Here is a 16,971-nt window from a genome sequence, read left to right on the forward strand (position 1 = left end):
ATTACCGCCTTTCTGTATGCTGCATTATACCGATGATGATATCATCAATATATTTATAATTATACTCCAAAAATTTAAAAAATGCAATCTTTTTGCGGTTGCTTTTTTGCTTTTTTTGTGGTATAATGTCAGTAAGTATTGGTAAAGGCTCTGATTGTATTTTTCAGCACAAACGGGGGTTTGTTTCGGTCATAATCGGTGTGTATGTATAAAATGTATATTTTAATGCATATTATATGATTTTATGCACTATTTGGCTGACTTTGATGTATAATCATAAAATTTTATGCAAAAAGCCCTTGACAATACCGTATAAAGGTGTATAATATAAATATCTGATGTATTAAAAAACCTTTATACAAGAATTTCACTAATTGGAGGAATAGATCATGGCAAAAGAAATCAAAAAGGTTGTACTTGCTTATTCAGGCGGACTTGATACTTCTATCATTATTCCGTGGCTTAAGGAAAACTACAACAACTGCGAAGTTATTGCAGTTTCAGGCGACGTAGGACAGGGCACAGAGCTTGACGGACTTGAAGAAAAGGCTATCAAGACAGGCGCTTCAAAGCTCTACATCGAGGATCTTACAGAAGAGTTCATCGAGGATTATGTTTACCCTACCGTTCAGGCAGGCGCTGTTTATGAAAATCAGTATCTCCTCGGTACTTCATTCGCTCGTCCTATCATTGCAAAGAGGATCGCAGAGATCGCTATCAAGGAAGGCGCTGACGCTATCTGCCACGGCTGCACAGGCAAGGGCAACGACCAGGTAAGATTTGAGCTTGCTATCAAGGCTTTCGCTCCTGATATGCAGATAATCGCTCCTTGGAGGATCTGGGATCTTAAGTCAAGAGAGCAGGAGATCGAGTATGCAGAGGCACACAACATTCCTCTTAAGATAAACAGAGAAACAAACTATTCAAAGGATAAGAACCTCTGGCACCTTTCACACGAAGGTCTTGACCTTGAGGATCCTGCAAACGAGCCGCAGTATGAAAAGCCCGGCTTCCTTGAAATGGGCGTTTCACCTATCATGGCTCCTGACAAGCCTACTTACATCACTATCCACTTTGAGCAGGGTATCCCTACTTCTATCGACGGTGTTAAGATGAACGGCAAGGAGCTTGTTGCTAAGCTGAACGAACTCGGCGGCGCAAACGGTATCGGACTTGCTGACCTCGTTGAGAACAGACTCGTTGGTATGAAGTCAAGAGGCGTTTATGAAACTCCTGGCGGAACCATCCTTTACAAGGCTCACGAAATTCTTGAAACTATCACACTTGATAAGGAAACATCAAGGATCAAGCAGTACCTCTCGATCAAGTTTGCTGACATTGTTTACAACGGTCAGTGGTTCACTCCTCTCAGAGAGGCTCTCAGCGCATTCGTAACAGAAACACAGAAGACTGTTACCGGCGATGTAAAGCTTAAGCTCTATAAGGGCAACATCATCAACGCAGGCGTTACTTCACCATACACACTCTATGATGAGGAAGTTGCTACATTCGATGAGGACGATGTTTACAATCAGGCTGATTCAGCCGGATTCATCAATCTGTTCGGTCTGCCGATCAAGGTAAGAGCTAAGCTCGAGCAGAAGAGAAACGCAGGCAAGTAAGCGTCATAAAGTAATCAGATTTATGTTGGGAGGTTTTTGATATGTCAGATATGAACGATATTTTTGAGCAGGGCTTTGATAAAAAGGTTGAGATCTCATACGACAGCCTGCCGAACTCCTCTTTCGAGGACGTTAACCTCGGCGGCGCTAAGTTCAACAACGTAAACCTCAAGGGCGCAAACTTCGAGGACGTAAACATGGACGAGGTCAATTTTGACAACATCAGTATGCAGCAGGGCGTATTCACTGATATGTACATGGTAAATTCAAGATTTCTTGGAGTAAACATCAGCGGTTCACGCTTCGGCTGCTCGATAATGAACAATGTTGAATTCAAAAACCCTGACCTTAAAAATTCGCAGTTCGTTCACTGCGATCTTTCAGGTGTTGAGATCAACGATTGCAAGATCGACGGTCTTAAGATCAACGGCGTTGACATTCAGAAGCTGCTGGAGCAGCATGAGAAAGAACAGTCATAACGAAACTTAAATTATGTATACGGGCAGGATAATCCTTAACGGGGTTATTTTGCCCATACATATTTATATAATTATAAGTAAGGTGGTATAAAAATGGCAGGCAAAATGTGGGCAGGAAGATTTACAAAGGAAGTTGATGAGAGAGTAAATGATTTCAATTCGTCTATTTCCTTTGATGCAAGAATGTACCGACAGGATATCGAAGGCTCAGTCGCACACGCAACTATGCTGGGCGAATGCGGTATAATCGACCTTGAAGAAAGCAAGAAGATCGTTGCGGGACTTAAAGGCATTCTTGCAGATATCGACAGCGGAAAGCTTCAGTTTGACCCGACAGCCGAGGACGTTCATATGTTCGTTGAGGCTGAACTTACCGCCAGACTTGGCGACACAGGAAAAAGACTTCACACAGCAAGATCAAGAAACGATCAGGTCGCTCTTGACGTGAGAATGAACCTTAAAGTTGAGATCGTTGAAATAATCGGGCTTGTTAAAAAGCTGGAGGCTACTATCGTTTCTCTCGCCGAGAAAAATCTTACAACTGTTATGCCGGGATATACTCATATGCAGAGAGCGCAGCCTATCACATTCGCACATCACCTTATGGCGTATGCAAATATGCTGCTGAGGGATCTTGGCAGACTTGAGGACTGTTACAAGAGAACGAACATTATGCCTCTTGGAAGCGGTGCGCTTGCGTCTACCACCTACCCTATCAACAGACAGAGAGTATGCGATCTTCTCGGATTTGACGAGATAACACAGAATTCACTGGACGGCGTTTCGGACAGAGATTTCTGCATCGAACTTGCGTCTGCAATATCCATTCTTATGATGCACCTTTCAAGATTTTCTGAAGAGATCATTATGTGGTGTTCATGGGAATTCAAATTCATCGAGCTTGACGACGCTTATGCAACAGGCTCTTCTATCATGCCGCAGAAGAAAAACCCTGACGTTACAGAACTTATCAGAGGAAAGACGGGCAGAGTTTACGGCGACCTCAATACCCTGCTCGTAATGATGAAGGGTATACCGCTTGCATACAACAAGGATATGCAGGAGGATAAGGAGGCAATTTTTGACGCTATCGACACAGTAAAGCTTTGCCTTAAGACCTTTGATCCTATGCTTGCGACTATGACAGTTATACCTGAAAATATGAGAGCCGCAGCAGCTAAGGGATTTATAAATGCTACCGACTGTGCAGACTACCTCGTTAAGAAGGGTATGCCTTTCAGAGATGCTTACAAGATAACAGGCACACTCGTTCACACCTGTATCGAAAAGGGCTGCACACTTGAAACTCTCCCTATCGAAGAGTACAAGAAGCTGACAGAAAACTTTGATGAGGACGTTTATGAGGCTATCAGCCTTGAAACCTGCGTAATGCAGAGAAAGGCGGCAGGCGGTCCTGCTCCTGAATCTGTAAAGGCTCAGATCGAATATGTCAAAACTAAGGCAAATATTTAACGGAATAAAGGAAAGTCCCGTGAAATCGGCGGTATACACGCTGATATTGTGGGCGGCAGCAGCGAATATACTTTTCGTGCTATCGGATAAGATACTGGTGAGCGTATTCATGCTGTTTATTTCCTTCGGACTGATATACCCCATAGTTTCACTTGTTATATTTTACAGGCTGGCGAAAAGGCATGGTCTGCTGTGGTACTTTTATGCGGCGGTCATTGCTGCCGTAACGGCGGAATATTTTCTTGTCAGCGGATTTAACGCTATCTCGCCCAACATAATCGTATGCACTATACTCTGCCTTGTTTTCGGCTGCGGGATAGGCAGCTGCTTTGCGGACAATGACGCTATAAAGGCTGAAAAGGAACGCAGACGTATGCATAAGCTTGGCGAGGATAAGCCGTACACGGGGATACTTAACAGCAAGCCGCAGGAAGATCAGAACAGGAAGCGCAGCAAGAAACAGCGCAGACCCTGAGCTGAACAGGAAAGGAATGAACTTGTAAAATGAAGAAAAAAGTATTTATAGACGGAAAAGCAGGCACAACAGGTCTTAAAATATACGAAAGACTTGGCAGCCGTGACGATATAGAAATACTTCTTATAGATGAAGATAAGCGTAAGGACGTAAATGAGCGAGCAAGACTTATCAACAGCGCAGATATAGTTTTCCTTTGTCTGCCTGACGACGCTGCAAGAGAGGCAGCTGCGCTCTGCACAAACCCTGATGTAAGGATAATCGATGCTTCGACAGCTCACAGAACATCTCCCGACTGGGATTACGGTTTCCCTGAGCTTTCGGAAAAGCATAGAGAGAATATAAGAAATTCAAAAAGAGTTGCTAATCCGGGCTGCTATGCAAGCGGATTTATCTCACTTGTTTACCCGCTGGTTCAGGCTGGAGTTCTCCCTGAGGACTACCCTATCACCTGTCATGCGGTTTCGGGTTACAGCGGTGCAGGAAACAAGGCTATCGCAGTAATGGAAAGCAGCGACAAGACAAAGGAGATGTATTCTCCAAGACAGTATGCTCTCGGTCAGACACACAAGCACCTCCCTGAGATGCAGAAGGTATGCGGACTTAAATATGCGCCTATGTTCAACCCTATCGTTGACGATTATTTCAGCGGAATGGTAGTTTCCGTACCGCTTATCACAAGATGTCTGACAAAGAAATATACTCCTGCCGATATCCACGAGATAATGAGCGCACACTATGCGGGTCAGCATTTCGTAAAGGTAATGGAGCTGGGCGGAACTGAAACGCTGCCCGACGGTTTCCTTGCGGCAAACACACTTGCAGACACCAATAATATGCAGATCTTCGTTACGGGAAATGATGACAGGATACTGCTTTGTTCAAGATTTGACAACCTCGGCAAGGGCGCAAGCGGCGCAGCCGTACAGAGTATGAACATTATGCTCGGTATCGACGAGGCGACAGGTCTGGAATAAATTTATTAAATAAGGGAAAGACGTATGAAAATATGAAAAGAAAAATAATAGCTGCGGCTGCGATCACAGCAATTCTGGCGCTGTCCTCCTGCGGAACGGTAGGAAGACCCGACCCCACAACTATTACAAGAAAAGATCAGCAGCGCTATAACAGCGATACTGAAAGCTTTGATGATTCTTCCGACACAGATGAAAGCGCTTTTGATCAGGACAGTTCGGCTGACGAAAGCTCTTCCACTAAAGAGAAGTCTGAAGAAGAGATAGAAAAAGAGAAGAAGGAAAAAGAAAAGCAGGAGAAGATCGAGAAGGCTGTAAACAGCACAATGAAGGATATGACCGTGGAAGAAAAGGTCGGTCAGCTGTTTATCGTCCGTGCAGACGCACTTGAATCAGACTTCTCTGCTGATACAGTCAATGATGATGACGCAGCAGGCGTTACATTCGTTGACGATATAATGAAACAAAGCATAGACAAATACCACGTTGGCGGTGTTGTGGTCTATGAGAAAAACGTTGAGTCAAAGGATCAGCTGAAATCACTCATTAAGGATCTGCAGAAAGAAAGTGACATCACACTTTTTGTGGGAGTTGATGAAGAGGGCGGACGCACCAGCACTCTTGCCTCAAATGAGGATCTTAAGCTGAAAACTTTCGAGAGCATGGCTGCCGTTGGCAAAACGGAGGACACAGATCAGGCGAAAAAGGTCGGAACTACTATCGGTACATATCTTTCAGATCTCGGTTTCAATCTGAATTTTGCTCCTGTTGCTGACGTTTACTCAAATGCAGAAAATCAGATAATCGGCGACCGCTCATTCTCCTCAAAGCCTGAGATAGTTTCAAAAATGGTGACAGCGGAGATAAAGGGTCTCCATTCTAAAAATATTATGACAGCGGTAAAGCATTACCCCGGTTTCGGCGACGTAAGCGGCGGAATAAACGGAGTAATGGCAAGCACCTCAAAGAACTGGGTAGAGCTTATGGAATGCGATATGATACCTTTCACTGAGGCGATAAAGCAGACCGATATGATAATGGCAGGTCACATCACCGCACCAAAGGCAACAAAAGACGGTATGCCTGCATCAATGTCAAAAGAGCTTATATCCGACAAGCTGCGTGGAGAGCTTGGCTATAACGGAGTTGTAATAACCGACTCAATGGCTGACGCATCTGTAACGGCAAGTTTCAATTCGGGCGAAAGTGCAGTGAGGGCAATATCGGCAGGCGTTGATATCGTGCTTACACCTTACGATCTTGACAGCGCATACAACGCTGTTCTTGATGCGGTAAACAGCGGAACGATCAGCGAGGAAAGACTTGACGAAAGTATCCAGCGTATACTTACACTGAAAGCAGAATACGGACTTATAGGCTGATATATATGGAAAACAAATTATTCGACACTTTAGAAAAGCTTGATATAAAGTATGAAATGGTAGATCACGAGGCTGTGTTCACTTGTGAGCAGGCAGAGTTTGTGAAAGGTCTTATAGACGGTACAGCCTGCAAGAACCTGTTTCTGAAAAACAAGAAGCATGAGTATTTTCTATACGTTCTGCCCGACGATCAGAGAGCTGATCTTAAAAAACTGGGAAAAGAAAACGGACTCGGAAATCTTTCCTTTGCAGGCGAACAGGATCTGTGGGATATGCTAAAGCTGAAAACAGGCGGGGTAACTCCGCTGGGGATAATAAATGATGAAAATTCAGCTGTAAAGGTTTTGCTGAGCAAAGACCTTGAGGGCAAAAAAGTTCTTCTTCACCCAAACACGAACACGGCTACGGTTTCACTTGAATTTGACGACTTGATAAAGTTTATAAAGTATGAGCGCAATGACTACGCTCTGGTATAAAAATTTCCTATAAAATTTTAAAGGAGCAGGATCACTATGAAAGAGATCACAAAGACTCAGTTTGACGGCTATAAATATATAGACGGAGGAGTTTGCGCAGCTAAGGGCTTTAAGGCTAACGGTCTTTACTGCGGAATAAAGAAGTCAGAAAATACTGACGGCAGCGACTCCCCTGCTGCAAAGCACAAGAATGATATCGGTCTTATCAAGGCTGATGTAATGTGCAGCGCTGCGGCAGTATATACACAGAATAAGGTTAAGGGTGCGCCTGTTACAGTTACAAAGGCTAACCTTGAAAAGACAGGCGGAAAAGCACAGGCTGTTATCGTGAACTCAAAGAACGCAAACACCTGCAATGCTGACGGTGAGCAGAAAGCTATGAGAATGTGCGAGCTTGCAGCAGGTCAGCTCGGCATCAAGCCTGAGGAAGTTGTGGTTGCGTCAACAGGCGTTATCGGACAGATCCTCCCTATCGAGCCTATCGAGAACTGCATAGGCGAACTTGCGGCAGGTCTTGCATATGACGGAAATGAAAAGGCTGCAACAGCAATTATGACTACCGACACGGTGAAGAAAGAAGTTGCCGTTGAATTTGAAGTTGGCGGAAAGATATGCCGCATAGGCGGCATGGGCAAGGGCAGCGGAATGATACACCCGAATATGGCTACCACGCTGAACTTTATCACTACCGACTGCGCTGTTTCAGCAAAAATGCTCCAGAAAGCACTGAGCGAGGTAGTTAAGATAACATACAACTGCCTTTCAGTTGACGGAGATCAGTCAACAAACGATATGGTAGTGCTTCTCTCTGACGGGCTGGCAGAAAATGCTGAGATAAATGCTGAGGGAAATGATTTTGAAGTATTCAAAAAAGCACTTTACATAGTTATGATGAACATTACAAAAATGCTTGCAAAGGACGGCGAGGGCGCAACAAAGCTGCTGGAATGCAAGGTCACAGGAGCAAAGGACCTTGACACAGCTATCACAGTTGCAAAGAGCGTTATATGCTCACCGCTTTTCAAGTGTGCAATGTTCGGCGCAGACGCAAACTGGGGCAGAATACTCTGCGCAGTAGGATATGCTGACGCTGACTTTGATATAAACAAGGTAGACGTTTCACTTTCCTCAAAGGCAGGTTCGATACACGTCTGCACAAACGGCGCAGGCATCGAGTTCTCAGAAGATGAGGCAAAGAAAGTTCTTCTTGAGGACGAAATAACTATCAGCGTTTCCATAGGCGACGGAAACGGCGAGGCTACCGCATGGGGCTGCGACCTCACATATGATTACGTTAAGATAAACGGAGATTACAGAAGCTGATTTGATACAGCGGGAGAAGCATGATGTTCGGGAAAAGACATGACGATCTTCAGGACGAACTTGACAGCTATTACAGCGGTCAGGAAAGCAGCAGTGTTCCGGATGAAATGTCAGACGAAAAGTCGGACGATTTCGATGCACAGGCTGAATATAATAAGTACGCTAAGGCGGCTGGCAGCGCACAGCAGCAGTACAGCGGTGATGTCCTATGGGAAGGTATGAGCGCAAAGGGTGCAGGGGCTGTGCCTAAGTTATTTGCTATATACTGGCTGGGATTTTCACTTGTGTGGACTTTCTTTGCAATGATGGGCAGTGTATTGTTTGCACTTTTCGGACTGCCTTTCATTTTCATAGGTATCTTTATGCTTGCCAGAAGCAATGAAAAGTTCCGCTATAAGATAACCCAAAGCCACGTTATTATTTCAAACATCAAGAATACAAAGACAATACCACTTACTGCTCTGCATAATATTAATTTTGTAATGGACAGAAAGAATATGGATCTGGGGACAGTAAGCTTTGAAACTACCATTGTGACAAAAGACGCAAATGGTACTCACAGATATGAGGAAACTGAGGTGCTGGCGAACATAAACGACCCGCAGGCTGTTTATAACATTCTCAGCAATGCGGCAGCGGCTGCACAGGGACGTTAAGTCGGCAAAATTCAATATAAAGGAAGAATTAAAATGGAAATCAACAACAAAATCAGAAGTCAGATACTTATTGACGCTCTGCCGTACATACAGAAATATCACGATAAGATCGTTGTTGTAAAATACGGCGGAAACGCAATGACCAATAACGAGCTTAAAGAAGCCGTTATGAGCGACATCGTGCTGCTCAGCGAGGTAGGCATAAAGGTCGTTCTAGTTCATGGCGGCGGTCCTGAGATAAATGCAATGCTCAAAAGAGTGGGCATTGAGAGCAAGTTCATAAACGGTCTGAGATACACCGATCAGGAAACTATCGACATCGTTAAAATGGTGCTTTGCGGAAAGGTCAATAAGGAGCTTGTATGCGCTCTCCAGCTTCACGGCGGAAAGGCTCTCGGACTCTGCGGCTGCGACGCTCAGATGATACTTGCTGAGAAAAAGGGCGGCGATATCGACTATGGTTATGTTGGCGAGATAAAGAAGATAACCACAAAGCCTATCCTTGACGCACTCAACAACGGCTATGTTCCTATAATATCCACAGTCGGCACAGGCGAGGACGGACAGTCATACAACATCAACGCTGATACGGCTGCCGCAAGAATAGCATCTTGTCTGAGAGCGGAAAATCTTATCCTTATGACTGATATAGTAGGTCTGCTGAAAGACAAGGACGATGACTCAACACTTATCCCGCAGGTAAACGTCAGCGAAGTTCCTTACCTCAAAAAGACGGGAATAATCAGCGGCGGTATGATACCAAAGATAGACTGCTGTGTTGAGGCGGTAAGACGTGGAGTTAAAAAGACATCTATCATTGACGGAAGAATACCGCACTCTATCCTTATCGAGCTGCTTTCAAACGAGGGTGCAGGAACACAGTTCACCTAATAAGCTAAATAAAAGAGATACAAACACAAAAATAAACTATTATGGGGAAGAAAATGAACGATAAAATATTATTTTCAAATAAGAGCTGCATTGAAAAAGTAACGATCTTTGAAAGAAAGGATCGCAGTAATTTTTCACTGGATTTGGTTTTAAAACATAGGCTGCTTGCGGTTATATGTTTTTTGATCTTCGCAGCTGCATCTGTCGCAGCATCGATCATGCCAGGCTCCGGTCGTCTGACAGCTGTAAGGATCGTACTTTATTGTTTTACTGTTATATACCTTGTCAAGATATTTTTACCACAGCGTGGACCAAGAGATATTGACCTTCTGGAGAAAGACCGCAGGGAGGTTTATCAGACGGGAGAAAGCACCGAATGGATCTATGATTTCTACGAAAATGCTTTCACTGTAAAATGCAGCGATACTGATGAGGAGAAAACCATAGACTACTCCGAGATAAGCTCAGTCAGGGACGCTGGGGCAAGCTATCAGATAAAGTGCGATAAAAATTACACGCTGAAAAAGTCGGGCTTCACAGAGGGCGGCGAGAAAAAATTCATCGGCATAATGAAAGCTGTCGGCGTCGGAGCGTTACTTAAAGACAAAGTCTGACAACATCACAAGACATTATTTAGAGAAAGAGTTGATATAAATGAACACTATCGAACAGTTCAACGAACACGTTATGGGTACATACGGACGTTATGATCTCGTGCTGGAAAGCGGCGAAAACCGCACGGCTGTTGATGAGAACGGCAAAGAATACATAGATTTCGGTTCTGGTATCGGTGTAAACAGCCTTGGTTTCTGCGACAGCGATTGGGTAGACGCTATATGCAGACAGGCTCACAGCATACAGCACACCTCAAACTACTACTACACAAAGATACAGGCTGAATTTGCAGAAAAGCTTTGCAGCGCCACAGGATACAGCAAAATGTTCTTCGGAAACTCAGGCGCAGAGGCAAATGAATGTGCTATAAAGCTTGCAAGAAAATACAGCTTTGACAAGTACGGCAAGGACGCTGAAAGAAATATCATCATCACTCTTGTAAACAGCTTCCACGGCAGAACTCTTGCCACACTTTCCGCAACGGGTCAGGACGTTTTCCACAACTACTTCTTCCCATTTGTGGGCGGCTTCGTAAACGTTGAGGCTAACAATATCGACGATCTGAAAGCAAAGCTCAGCGAAAACGACGGCAAGGTATGCGCTGTTATGTTCGAGTTCGTTCAGGGCGAGGGCGGTGTAGTTCCTCTTACACAGGAATTTGTTGACGCAATTTTTGAAGAGTGCGAAAAGAGGGATATCCTTACTATCGGCGACGAGGTTCAGACTGGCGTCGGCAGAACAGGAAAAATGCTCGCAAGTGAAAACTACGGCAGACGTCCTAACATAACAACTCTTGCAAAGGGACTTGCAGGCGGTGTGCCGATCGGTGTATGTCTTGCGGACGATAAGTGCGACGGTGTACTTACTCCCGGAACACACGGTTCAACTTTCGGCGGAAATCCTCTTGCCTGCGCAGGCGGCAGCGTTGTTCTTGACAAGGTGACAAAGCCTGAATTTCTTGCAGAGGTAAATAAAAAGGCTGAGTATTTCAGAGCTAAACTCAGCGAGATACCTGAGGTCGAGGGCGTTGACGGACTTGGTCTTATGATCGGTGTACGTCTTAAAACCAAAAAGGCAGGCGATATATGCAAGGCTTGTCTTGAAAACGGTCTGCTTATCCTTACCGCAAAGACAAAGCTGAGATTTCTCCCGCCGCTCACCATAACATATGATGAGATCGACAAGGGCATAGAGATACTTAAAAAACTTCTGGCATAATCATAACATAAAAATAAAACTACGGAGGAAAATTACTATGAAACACTTACTTAAAATGCTCGACCTTTCAAAGGAAGAGATCATCGACATCCTTAATCTTGCCGATCAGCTTAAATATGAAAACAAGAACGGCATAGAACATCACATTCTTAAAGGCAAGACTCTGGGTATGATATTCCAGAAGTCATCAACAAGAACAAGAGTTTCCTTTGAAACAGGTATGTATCAGCTTGGCGGTCAGGCTCTGTTCCTTTCAAACAGAGATCTTCAGATCGGCAGAGGCGAGCCTGTACAGGATACTGCAAGAGTTCTTTCACGCTATCTTGACGGCATTATGATCCGTACTTTCGAGCAGAAGGAAGTTGAGGATCTTGCTGAGTACGGTTCTATTCCGATAATCAACGGTCTTACAGATTTCTGCCACCCTTGTCAGGTACTTGCTGACCTTATGACTATAAGAGAGTTCAAGGGACGTTTTGACGGACTTAAGATGTGCTATATCGGTGACGGAAACAATATGGCTAACTCACTCATCGTAGGCGGTCTTAAAGTAGGTATGGAAGTTTCTATCGCTTGCCCTAAGGACTATCAGCCTGACCCTGAGGTACTTGAATTCACAAAGGCTTACGGCGACAAGTTCTCTATGACAGACAAGCCGCTTGAGGCTGCAAAGGACGCAGACGTTCTCTTCACAGACGTATGGACTTCAATGGGCGAAGAGTCTGAAACTGAAAAGAGAAAGATCGCTTTCGCAGGATATCAGATAAATGATGATATCATGGCTGTGGCTAAGAGCGACGCTATGGTTCAGCACTGCCTGCCTGCACACCGTGAGGAAGAGATCACAGAAAAGGTATTCGAGGCTCACGCAAATGAGATCTTTGAAGAGGCTGAAAACAGACTTCACGCTCAGAAGGCTGTTATGGTCAAGGTAATGTCAGACAACAAGGAATAATAATTACAATATAAACAAACCTCAGCGGATCATATGACCTGCTGAGGTTTTCTTTTTGCGGTATTCATTTATTAAAGAGTTGAGGAAAGTGAATCAAGCCAGCCGCCGTCAAAAAGCTCTATCTGACCTGCGTCTACCTTCTGGGCAAGACTGCTGTCGATAGGGATCTTTGAAACGCTCGGTATCTTGAACTTTGCGGCAAGCTCATCAATATGGCTCTCACCGAAAATGCTGTGCTTCTTTCCGCAGTCGGGACATTCAAAATATGACATATTCTCAACTATACCCACAACAGGTATATTCATCATATCTGCCATATGGACAGCTTTTTCAACGATCATCGAAACAAGTTCCTGCGGAGAGGTAACAATGATTATTCCGTCAACAGGCAATGACTGGAACACTGTCAGCGGAACATCGCCCGTTCCAGGAGGCATATCAACGAACATATAGTCAACATCTTTCCATATAACATCTGTCCAGAACTGCTTTACAGCCCCTGCGATAACGGGACCTCTCCATATAACAGGGTCAGTTTCATTTTCCAGCAGAAGATTAAGCGACATCACGTCGATACCGCTTTTGCTTGTGGCAGGGATAAGTCCCTCATCTGTGGAAACGGCTCTTTCATGGATATTGAAAGCCTTTGGTATAGACGGACCTGTGATATCTGCGTCAAGGATAGCTGCGTGTTTGCCGCTGCGCTGTGCAAGGACGGCAAGGATACTTGTCACCAGCGACTTTCCAACTCCGCCCTTTCCGCTCATAACCGCATAGACCTTTTTCACGCTGGACTGCGGGTTAAGAGCCGCAAGAAAACTCTCTCTGCTGCGCTGAGAACAGTTTGAGGAGCAGCTGGAGCAATCGTGTGTACATTCGCTCATAAAAAATACATTCCTTTCGGTAAGCCGCAAAACAGTTAAGACAAATCTATGCGGCATTATTGTTATCAAAGCAGCACCGCACAAGGATCATGCGGTGTTGCTTTAATTATATCACTTTATTATAATATAGTCAAGCGAGGGAAACTTTAAGCAGACATCTGCAAAATTTGCAAAATGGCAGAAAATATGCTATAATTATTAAAAATTCTGACTTTTGTGGTTTGTTGATACTACACAAAATATAATCGAAAAATTTGTACAGTATTTCGCCATAAAATCGCACAGTCAGAAACGTATATAAAATATCGAAGGGTGTGAAGGCTAATGACCGACAATGAGTTCGACTTCAGGATACAGCTGATCCTGAACAATGACAAAAACGGTCTTAGGGAGATATACAACGCTTACGGCAGGCTGATATATCAGCAAATGCTGAGCGTGGTGAAAAGTCCTCAGGACGCTGAGGATCTTACATCGGATTTCTTCTTAAGGCTGTGGGAGACCGCAGGTATGTACCGCCAAGGCAGCGGACATAAACGATACTTAACAGTAATGGCAAGGAATATGGCTATCGACTTTCTGAGGAAACGAAAGCACGAAAGCTATACACTTGACGACGACGAGGTTTTCCATGAGGAGCAGGCGGACAGCAGGCTCACAGATGATGAAGTCATCGGCGGCATAAGCTTTAAACAGGCTCTCGATACACTTGACCCTGCCGAGAAAGAGATAATAAATCTGCGGCTGGGATTTGAGCTTACATTTAAAGAGATAAGCAAAACGCTGGGAAAACCTCTTGGTACTGTAACGTGGAAATACCGACAAGCTATTTCAAAGCTTAAACATACAGTAAAGGAGGGCAGTATTTATGGCTAGAAATATCAAAGATATAAAAGATCAATACAAACAGCATATCCATGATACTGCACCCGATATGGATAAGCTGTGGAACAGGATCGAAAGCGAGATAGACAAAAAGGAAAACGTTTCGGCTCAGCAGCCGAACATAACTTACAGCAGGACGAATGTTAAACAGGCAAATGTAAAGAAAAGCATTTTCACAGCAATGACGGCGGCTGCCGCTGCAATAGTTATAGCTGTGGGTGCAGTACACATGAGCGAAAACCTCAGAACAGGAAAAGAAAACTCCGCCGCAGACTTTGACGGCAGCAATAACAGAACGAACTCTTCCGAAAGCATAAAGATAGACCCCGATGAGATATTGAACTACTCTTCCCTTGAACTCAGCAGCACCTCGACGGCTGCATACAAGGAGGATTACACCGCTTACGGTGACGAATACTTCGTAGAGAAAAACGTTCTGGAACAGACAGATTGCTTCGCAGATGTAACTGTGCTGAAAGCCGATCTGACCGCAAGCGGAGGGAATTACACTCTCCGCGTCAACGAGCTTTACTCAAAGGACGGACATGATACTCAGACGGGCAGCTTTACCGTAAAAAGCAGCACTCCGTACATCATGCAGGAAAACAGAGAGTATTTCATACCGCTGAAAAAAGAGAGCGGAAAATACTACCTTGTCTTTGAAAATGCACCTCAGATAGAGATAACTCTTGACGGCGGAGCGGTGTTCCAGAACGGCTGGAACAGTCTTGATGAAAATTCCTGTTCGGTAAACAAAGAGGAGCTTGGCAAAAATGATTTTTACTACGACAGAATGAGATACTGTCCGCAGGAAGATCTTACAGAGCTTATAGAAAGCTGGAAAAACACTTAGGCATCAGCCTTTACGCTCCTGACAGTACAAAACGTACAAAATAAAAAACGAAAGGGAGATCACTATGAAAAACAGAACAAAAAGAACAGCGGCAATGGCAGCAGCAGTAATCATGACTTCATTTATATTTGCGTCATGCGGCGCAAGCGAAGAAAGCAGTCACTCAAACAAAACCTCAAACGGATATTCCTATAATAACAACGCTGAGAATGATTATAAGTACCATAATGACCTGAACACAGATGGTCTGAATGAAGAGGATCAGATCAATACCATTGAACCAATCGAGCCGAATAATGAGGAATACAACGAGATAACAGAGAACGAGTTCAAGAATGTTTCAGAATATCCCCTTTCGACATTTTCAACAGATGTTGATACAGCGTCATTCTCCAACGTAAGACGAATGATAGAAGATCGTTCGGATATTGACCCGAACGCAGTTCGTACTGAGGAATTTATCAACTACTTCAAGTATGACTATCCTCAGCCGCAGGGTGATGACAAGATATCCATTACAACGGAGCTTACCGACTGTCCTTGGAACAGTGACGCAAAGCTTATGCTGGTCGGACTTCAGGCTAAAGAGGCTGAAACAAGAGATATAAGCTCAAACATAGTTTTCCTCATAGATGTCAGCGGTTCAATGGCAGACTATGACAAGCTGCCGCTGGTACAGGAGGCTTTCTCGATGCTGGCAGGAAATCTCGGTGAGGACGACACGGTGTCTATCGTAACATACGCAGGCTCAGACGAAGTGGCTCTTGAAGGTGCGAGCGGTGCGGAATCAGACGAGATAACAAGCACACTTTATAACCTTACGGCTGGCGGCTCAACAGCAGGCGCAGACGGCATAAACACAGCCTATGAGATAGCAGAAAAGTATTTTATCGATGGCGGAAACAACAGAGTTATCCTTGCTACCGACGGCGATCTGAACGTTGGTCTTTCCACGGAGGAAGAGCTTACGGACCTTATTCAGAAAAAGCGTGACAGCGGAATTTTCCTTTCCGTTCTCGGTTTCGGCACAGGAAACCTCAAGGACAACAAGCTTGAAGCCCTCGCAGACAACGGAAACGGCAACTACTCCTATATTGACAGCGTGGACGAGGCTGAAAGAGTGCTTGTGACAGAGTTCAGCGGCACAATGTTCACAGTTGCAAAGGACGCAAAGGTGCAGGTGGAATTTAACCCTTCAAATGTTGAAAGCTATCGTCTTGTCGGATATGAAAACAGACTTCTTGCAGACGAGGATTTTGAGGACGATACAAAGGACGCAGGCGACATAGGTTCGGGTCAGCAGGTAACGGCAATGTATGAACTTATACTGAAAAATGATATGCCTGCACAGAGCAGCGGAAAAACTCTTAAATATCAGAGCGACGTAAGCTACCCCACAAGGGAAATCTCGAAAACTTCCTCAGACAGCGACCTTGACGGCGAACTTCTTACTGTTTCGGTACGATACAAAGAGTCTGACGAGGACGTAAGCAAGCTTATCGACAAGGCTGTAACGGCAGATTCATACACGAACAGAAAGAATATTTCCGACAGCTTCCACCTTTCCACAGCTGCGGTAATGTTTGCGAAAACTCTGAGGAACAGCACAGCCTCTGCTCCGTTCACAATGGATCAGATCTCAGACGAAATGTCGGGTATCTCACTGGATACATCAGATCTCAGCAAGGTAGTGGATCTTTATAAGATATATTATGAGAACAGGTGACGAAAATCAACAAAAATAATTGTTGACAAAATCAAATGTTGATATAATTATTCTATTGACAAACGTATAATTAGTGGTATAATT

Annotated in this window: 17 protein-coding genes; 16 read left to right on the plus strand and 1 reads right to left on the minus strand. The window is 44.4% G+C overall.

Annotation, left to right across the window (positions count from 1 at the left end):
• Positions 1-389: 389 nt before the first annotated feature.
• The 13 genes from Q0E19_RS04890 to argF all read left to right on the plus strand — a co-directional run bounded on the left by Q0E19_RS04890 (position 390) and on the right by argF (position 12,539).
• Positions 390-1,622 (plus strand): argininosuccinate synthase, encoded by a 1,233-nt coding sequence (locus tag Q0E19_RS04890; RefSeq protein ID WP_294407928.1) that lies wholly within the window; start codon positions 390-392, stop codon positions 1,620-1,622.
• 41 nt (positions 1,623-1,663) lie between these two features.
• Positions 1,664-2,101: a pentapeptide repeat-containing protein gene (locus tag Q0E19_RS04895; protein WP_294407929.1), complete on the plus strand. Its 438-nt coding sequence runs from the start codon at positions 1,664-1,666 to the stop codon at positions 2,099-2,101.
• A 93-nt stretch (positions 2,102-2,194) separates the two neighbouring features.
• Positions 2,195-3,574 carry an argininosuccinate lyase gene (argH, locus tag Q0E19_RS04900; RefSeq protein ID WP_294407930.1) on the plus strand — a complete coding sequence of 460 codons (1,380 nt, stop codon included), beginning with the start codon at positions 2,195-2,197 and terminating at the stop codon, positions 3,572-3,574.
• A gap of 19 nt (positions 3,575-3,593) precedes the next feature.
• Positions 3,594-4,049, plus strand: a complete 456-nt coding sequence (locus Q0E19_RS04905; RefSeq protein ID WP_294407932.1) for a hypothetical protein — start codon at positions 3,594-3,596, stop codon at positions 4,047-4,049.
• A gap of 29 nt (positions 4,050-4,078) precedes the next feature.
• Positions 4,079-5,026 (plus strand): N-acetyl-gamma-glutamyl-phosphate reductase, encoded by a 948-nt coding sequence (gene argC, locus Q0E19_RS04910; RefSeq protein ID WP_294407933.1) that lies wholly within the window; start codon positions 4,079-4,081, stop codon positions 5,024-5,026.
• 32 nt (positions 5,027-5,058) lie between these two features.
• Positions 5,059-6,405, plus strand: a complete 1,347-nt coding sequence (locus Q0E19_RS04915; protein WP_294407934.1) for a glycoside hydrolase family 3 N-terminal domain-containing protein — start codon at positions 5,059-5,061, stop codon at positions 6,403-6,405.
• 5 nt (positions 6,406-6,410) lie between these two features.
• Complete coding sequence (locus tag Q0E19_RS04920) at positions 6,411-6,881, plus strand: prolyl-tRNA synthetase associated domain-containing protein (RefSeq protein ID WP_294407936.1); 471 nt, start codon at positions 6,411-6,413, stop codon at positions 6,879-6,881.
• Positions 6,882-6,917: 36 nt separating this feature from the next.
• A complete protein-coding gene (gene argJ, locus Q0E19_RS04925) occupies positions 6,918-8,204 on the plus strand; it encodes a bifunctional ornithine acetyltransferase/N-acetylglutamate synthase (RefSeq protein WP_294407937.1) in 1,287 nt (428 codons plus the stop codon).
• Positions 8,205-8,227: 23 nt separating this feature from the next.
• Complete coding sequence (locus Q0E19_RS04930) at positions 8,228-8,860, plus strand: hypothetical protein (RefSeq protein ID WP_294407938.1); 633 nt, start codon at positions 8,228-8,230, stop codon at positions 8,858-8,860.
• Between the two features lie 33 nt (positions 8,861-8,893).
• Positions 8,894-9,751 carry an acetylglutamate kinase gene (gene argB / locus Q0E19_RS04935; RefSeq protein WP_294407939.1) on the plus strand — a complete coding sequence of 286 codons (858 nt, stop codon included), beginning with the start codon at positions 8,894-8,896 and terminating at the stop codon, positions 9,749-9,751.
• 218 nt (positions 9,752-9,969) lie between these two features.
• Positions 9,970-10,365: a hypothetical protein gene (locus Q0E19_RS04940; RefSeq protein WP_294407940.1), complete on the plus strand. Its 396-nt coding sequence runs from the start codon at positions 9,970-9,972 to the stop codon at positions 10,363-10,365.
• 40 nt (positions 10,366-10,405) lie between these two features.
• Positions 10,406-11,584 carry an aspartate aminotransferase family protein gene (locus tag Q0E19_RS04945; RefSeq protein WP_294407942.1) on the plus strand — a complete coding sequence of 393 codons (1,179 nt, stop codon included), beginning with the start codon at positions 10,406-10,408 and terminating at the stop codon, positions 11,582-11,584.
• A gap of 37 nt (positions 11,585-11,621) precedes the next feature.
• Positions 11,622-12,539: an ornithine carbamoyltransferase gene (gene argF, locus Q0E19_RS04950; protein WP_294407943.1), complete on the plus strand. Its 918-nt coding sequence runs from the start codon at positions 11,622-11,624 to the stop codon at positions 12,537-12,539.
• Between the two features lie 71 nt (positions 12,540-12,610).
• Here the strand turns inward: argF and Q0E19_RS04955 are convergent, their stop codons facing one another.
• Positions 12,611-13,423, minus strand: coding sequence for an Mrp/NBP35 family ATP-binding protein (locus tag Q0E19_RS04955; RefSeq protein ID WP_294407945.1), 813 nt, complete (start codon positions 13,421-13,423; stop codon positions 12,611-12,613).
• Positions 13,424-13,747: 324 nt separating this feature from the next.
• Between Q0E19_RS04955 and Q0E19_RS04960 the strand changes: the two genes are divergently transcribed.
• The 3 genes from Q0E19_RS04960 (at position 13,748) to Q0E19_RS04970 (ending at position 16,887) form a co-directional block, all read left to right on the plus strand.
• Complete coding sequence (locus Q0E19_RS04960) at positions 13,748-14,299, plus strand: RNA polymerase sigma factor (RefSeq protein WP_294407946.1); 552 nt, start codon at positions 13,748-13,750, stop codon at positions 14,297-14,299.
• Positions 14,292-15,161 carry a hypothetical protein gene (locus Q0E19_RS04965; RefSeq protein ID WP_294407948.1) on the plus strand — a complete coding sequence of 290 codons (870 nt, stop codon included), beginning with the start codon at positions 14,292-14,294 and terminating at the stop codon, positions 15,159-15,161. The genes Q0E19_RS04960 and Q0E19_RS04965 overlap by 8 nt, the downstream gene beginning before the upstream one ends.
• Positions 15,162-15,225: 64 nt before the next feature.
• The gene (locus Q0E19_RS04970) at positions 15,226-16,887 is read left to right on the plus strand and encodes a VWA domain-containing protein (RefSeq protein ID WP_294407949.1); all 1,662 of its coding nucleotides are present in this window, start codon (positions 15,226-15,228) and stop codon (positions 16,885-16,887) included.
• Positions 16,888-16,971: the final 84 nt, after the last annotated feature.

This window comes from uncultured Ruminococcus sp., assembly GCF_934476685.1.
In the GTDB taxonomy this organism is placed as follows: domain Bacteria; phylum Bacillota; class Clostridia; order Oscillospirales; family Ruminococcaceae; genus Hominimerdicola.

Excerpts from the sequence above, each read along its gene's own strand:
- Q0E19_RS04890 (WP_294407928.1), top strand. The coding sequence starts at position 390 with ATGGCAAAAGAAATCAAAAAGGTTGTACTTGCTTATTCAGGCGGACTT.
- Q0E19_RS04895 (WP_294407929.1), top strand. The coding sequence starts at position 1,664 with ATGTCAGATATGAACGATATTTTTGAGCAGGGCTTTGATAAAAAGGTT.
- argH (WP_294407930.1), top strand. The coding sequence starts at position 2,195 with ATGGCAGGCAAAATGTGGGCAGGAAGATTTACAAAGGAAGTTGATGAG.
- argC (WP_294407933.1), top strand. The coding sequence starts at position 4,079 with ATGAAGAAAAAAGTATTTATAGACGGAAAAGCAGGCACAACAGGTCTT.
- Q0E19_RS04915 (WP_294407934.1), top strand. The coding sequence starts at position 5,059 with ATGAAAAGAAAAATAATAGCTGCGGCTGCGATCACAGCAATTCTGGCG.
- Q0E19_RS04920 (WP_294407936.1), top strand. The coding sequence starts at position 6,411 with ATGGAAAACAAATTATTCGACACTTTAGAAAAGCTTGATATAAAGTAT.
- argJ (WP_294407937.1), top strand. The coding sequence starts at position 6,918 with ATGAAAGAGATCACAAAGACTCAGTTTGACGGCTATAAATATATAGAC.
- Q0E19_RS04930 (WP_294407938.1), top strand. The coding sequence starts at position 8,228 with ATGTTCGGGAAAAGACATGACGATCTTCAGGACGAACTTGACAGCTAT.
- argB (WP_294407939.1), top strand. The coding sequence starts at position 8,894 with ATGGAAATCAACAACAAAATCAGAAGTCAGATACTTATTGACGCTCTG.
- Q0E19_RS04940 (WP_294407940.1), top strand. The coding sequence starts at position 9,970 with ATGCCAGGCTCCGGTCGTCTGACAGCTGTAAGGATCGTACTTTATTGT.
- Q0E19_RS04945 (WP_294407942.1), top strand. The coding sequence starts at position 10,406 with ATGAACACTATCGAACAGTTCAACGAACACGTTATGGGTACATACGGA.
- argF (WP_294407943.1), top strand. The coding sequence starts at position 11,622 with ATGAAACACTTACTTAAAATGCTCGACCTTTCAAAGGAAGAGATCATC.
- Q0E19_RS04955 (WP_294407945.1), bottom strand. The coding sequence starts at position 13,423 with ATGAGCGAATGTACACACGATTGCTCCAGCTGCTCCTCAAACTGTTCT.
- Q0E19_RS04960 (WP_294407946.1), top strand. The coding sequence starts at position 13,748 with ATGACCGACAATGAGTTCGACTTCAGGATACAGCTGATCCTGAACAAT.
- Q0E19_RS04965 (WP_294407948.1), top strand. The coding sequence starts at position 14,292 with ATGGCTAGAAATATCAAAGATATAAAAGATCAATACAAACAGCATATC.
- Q0E19_RS04970 (WP_294407949.1), top strand. The coding sequence starts at position 15,226 with ATGAAAAACAGAACAAAAAGAACAGCGGCAATGGCAGCAGCAGTAATC.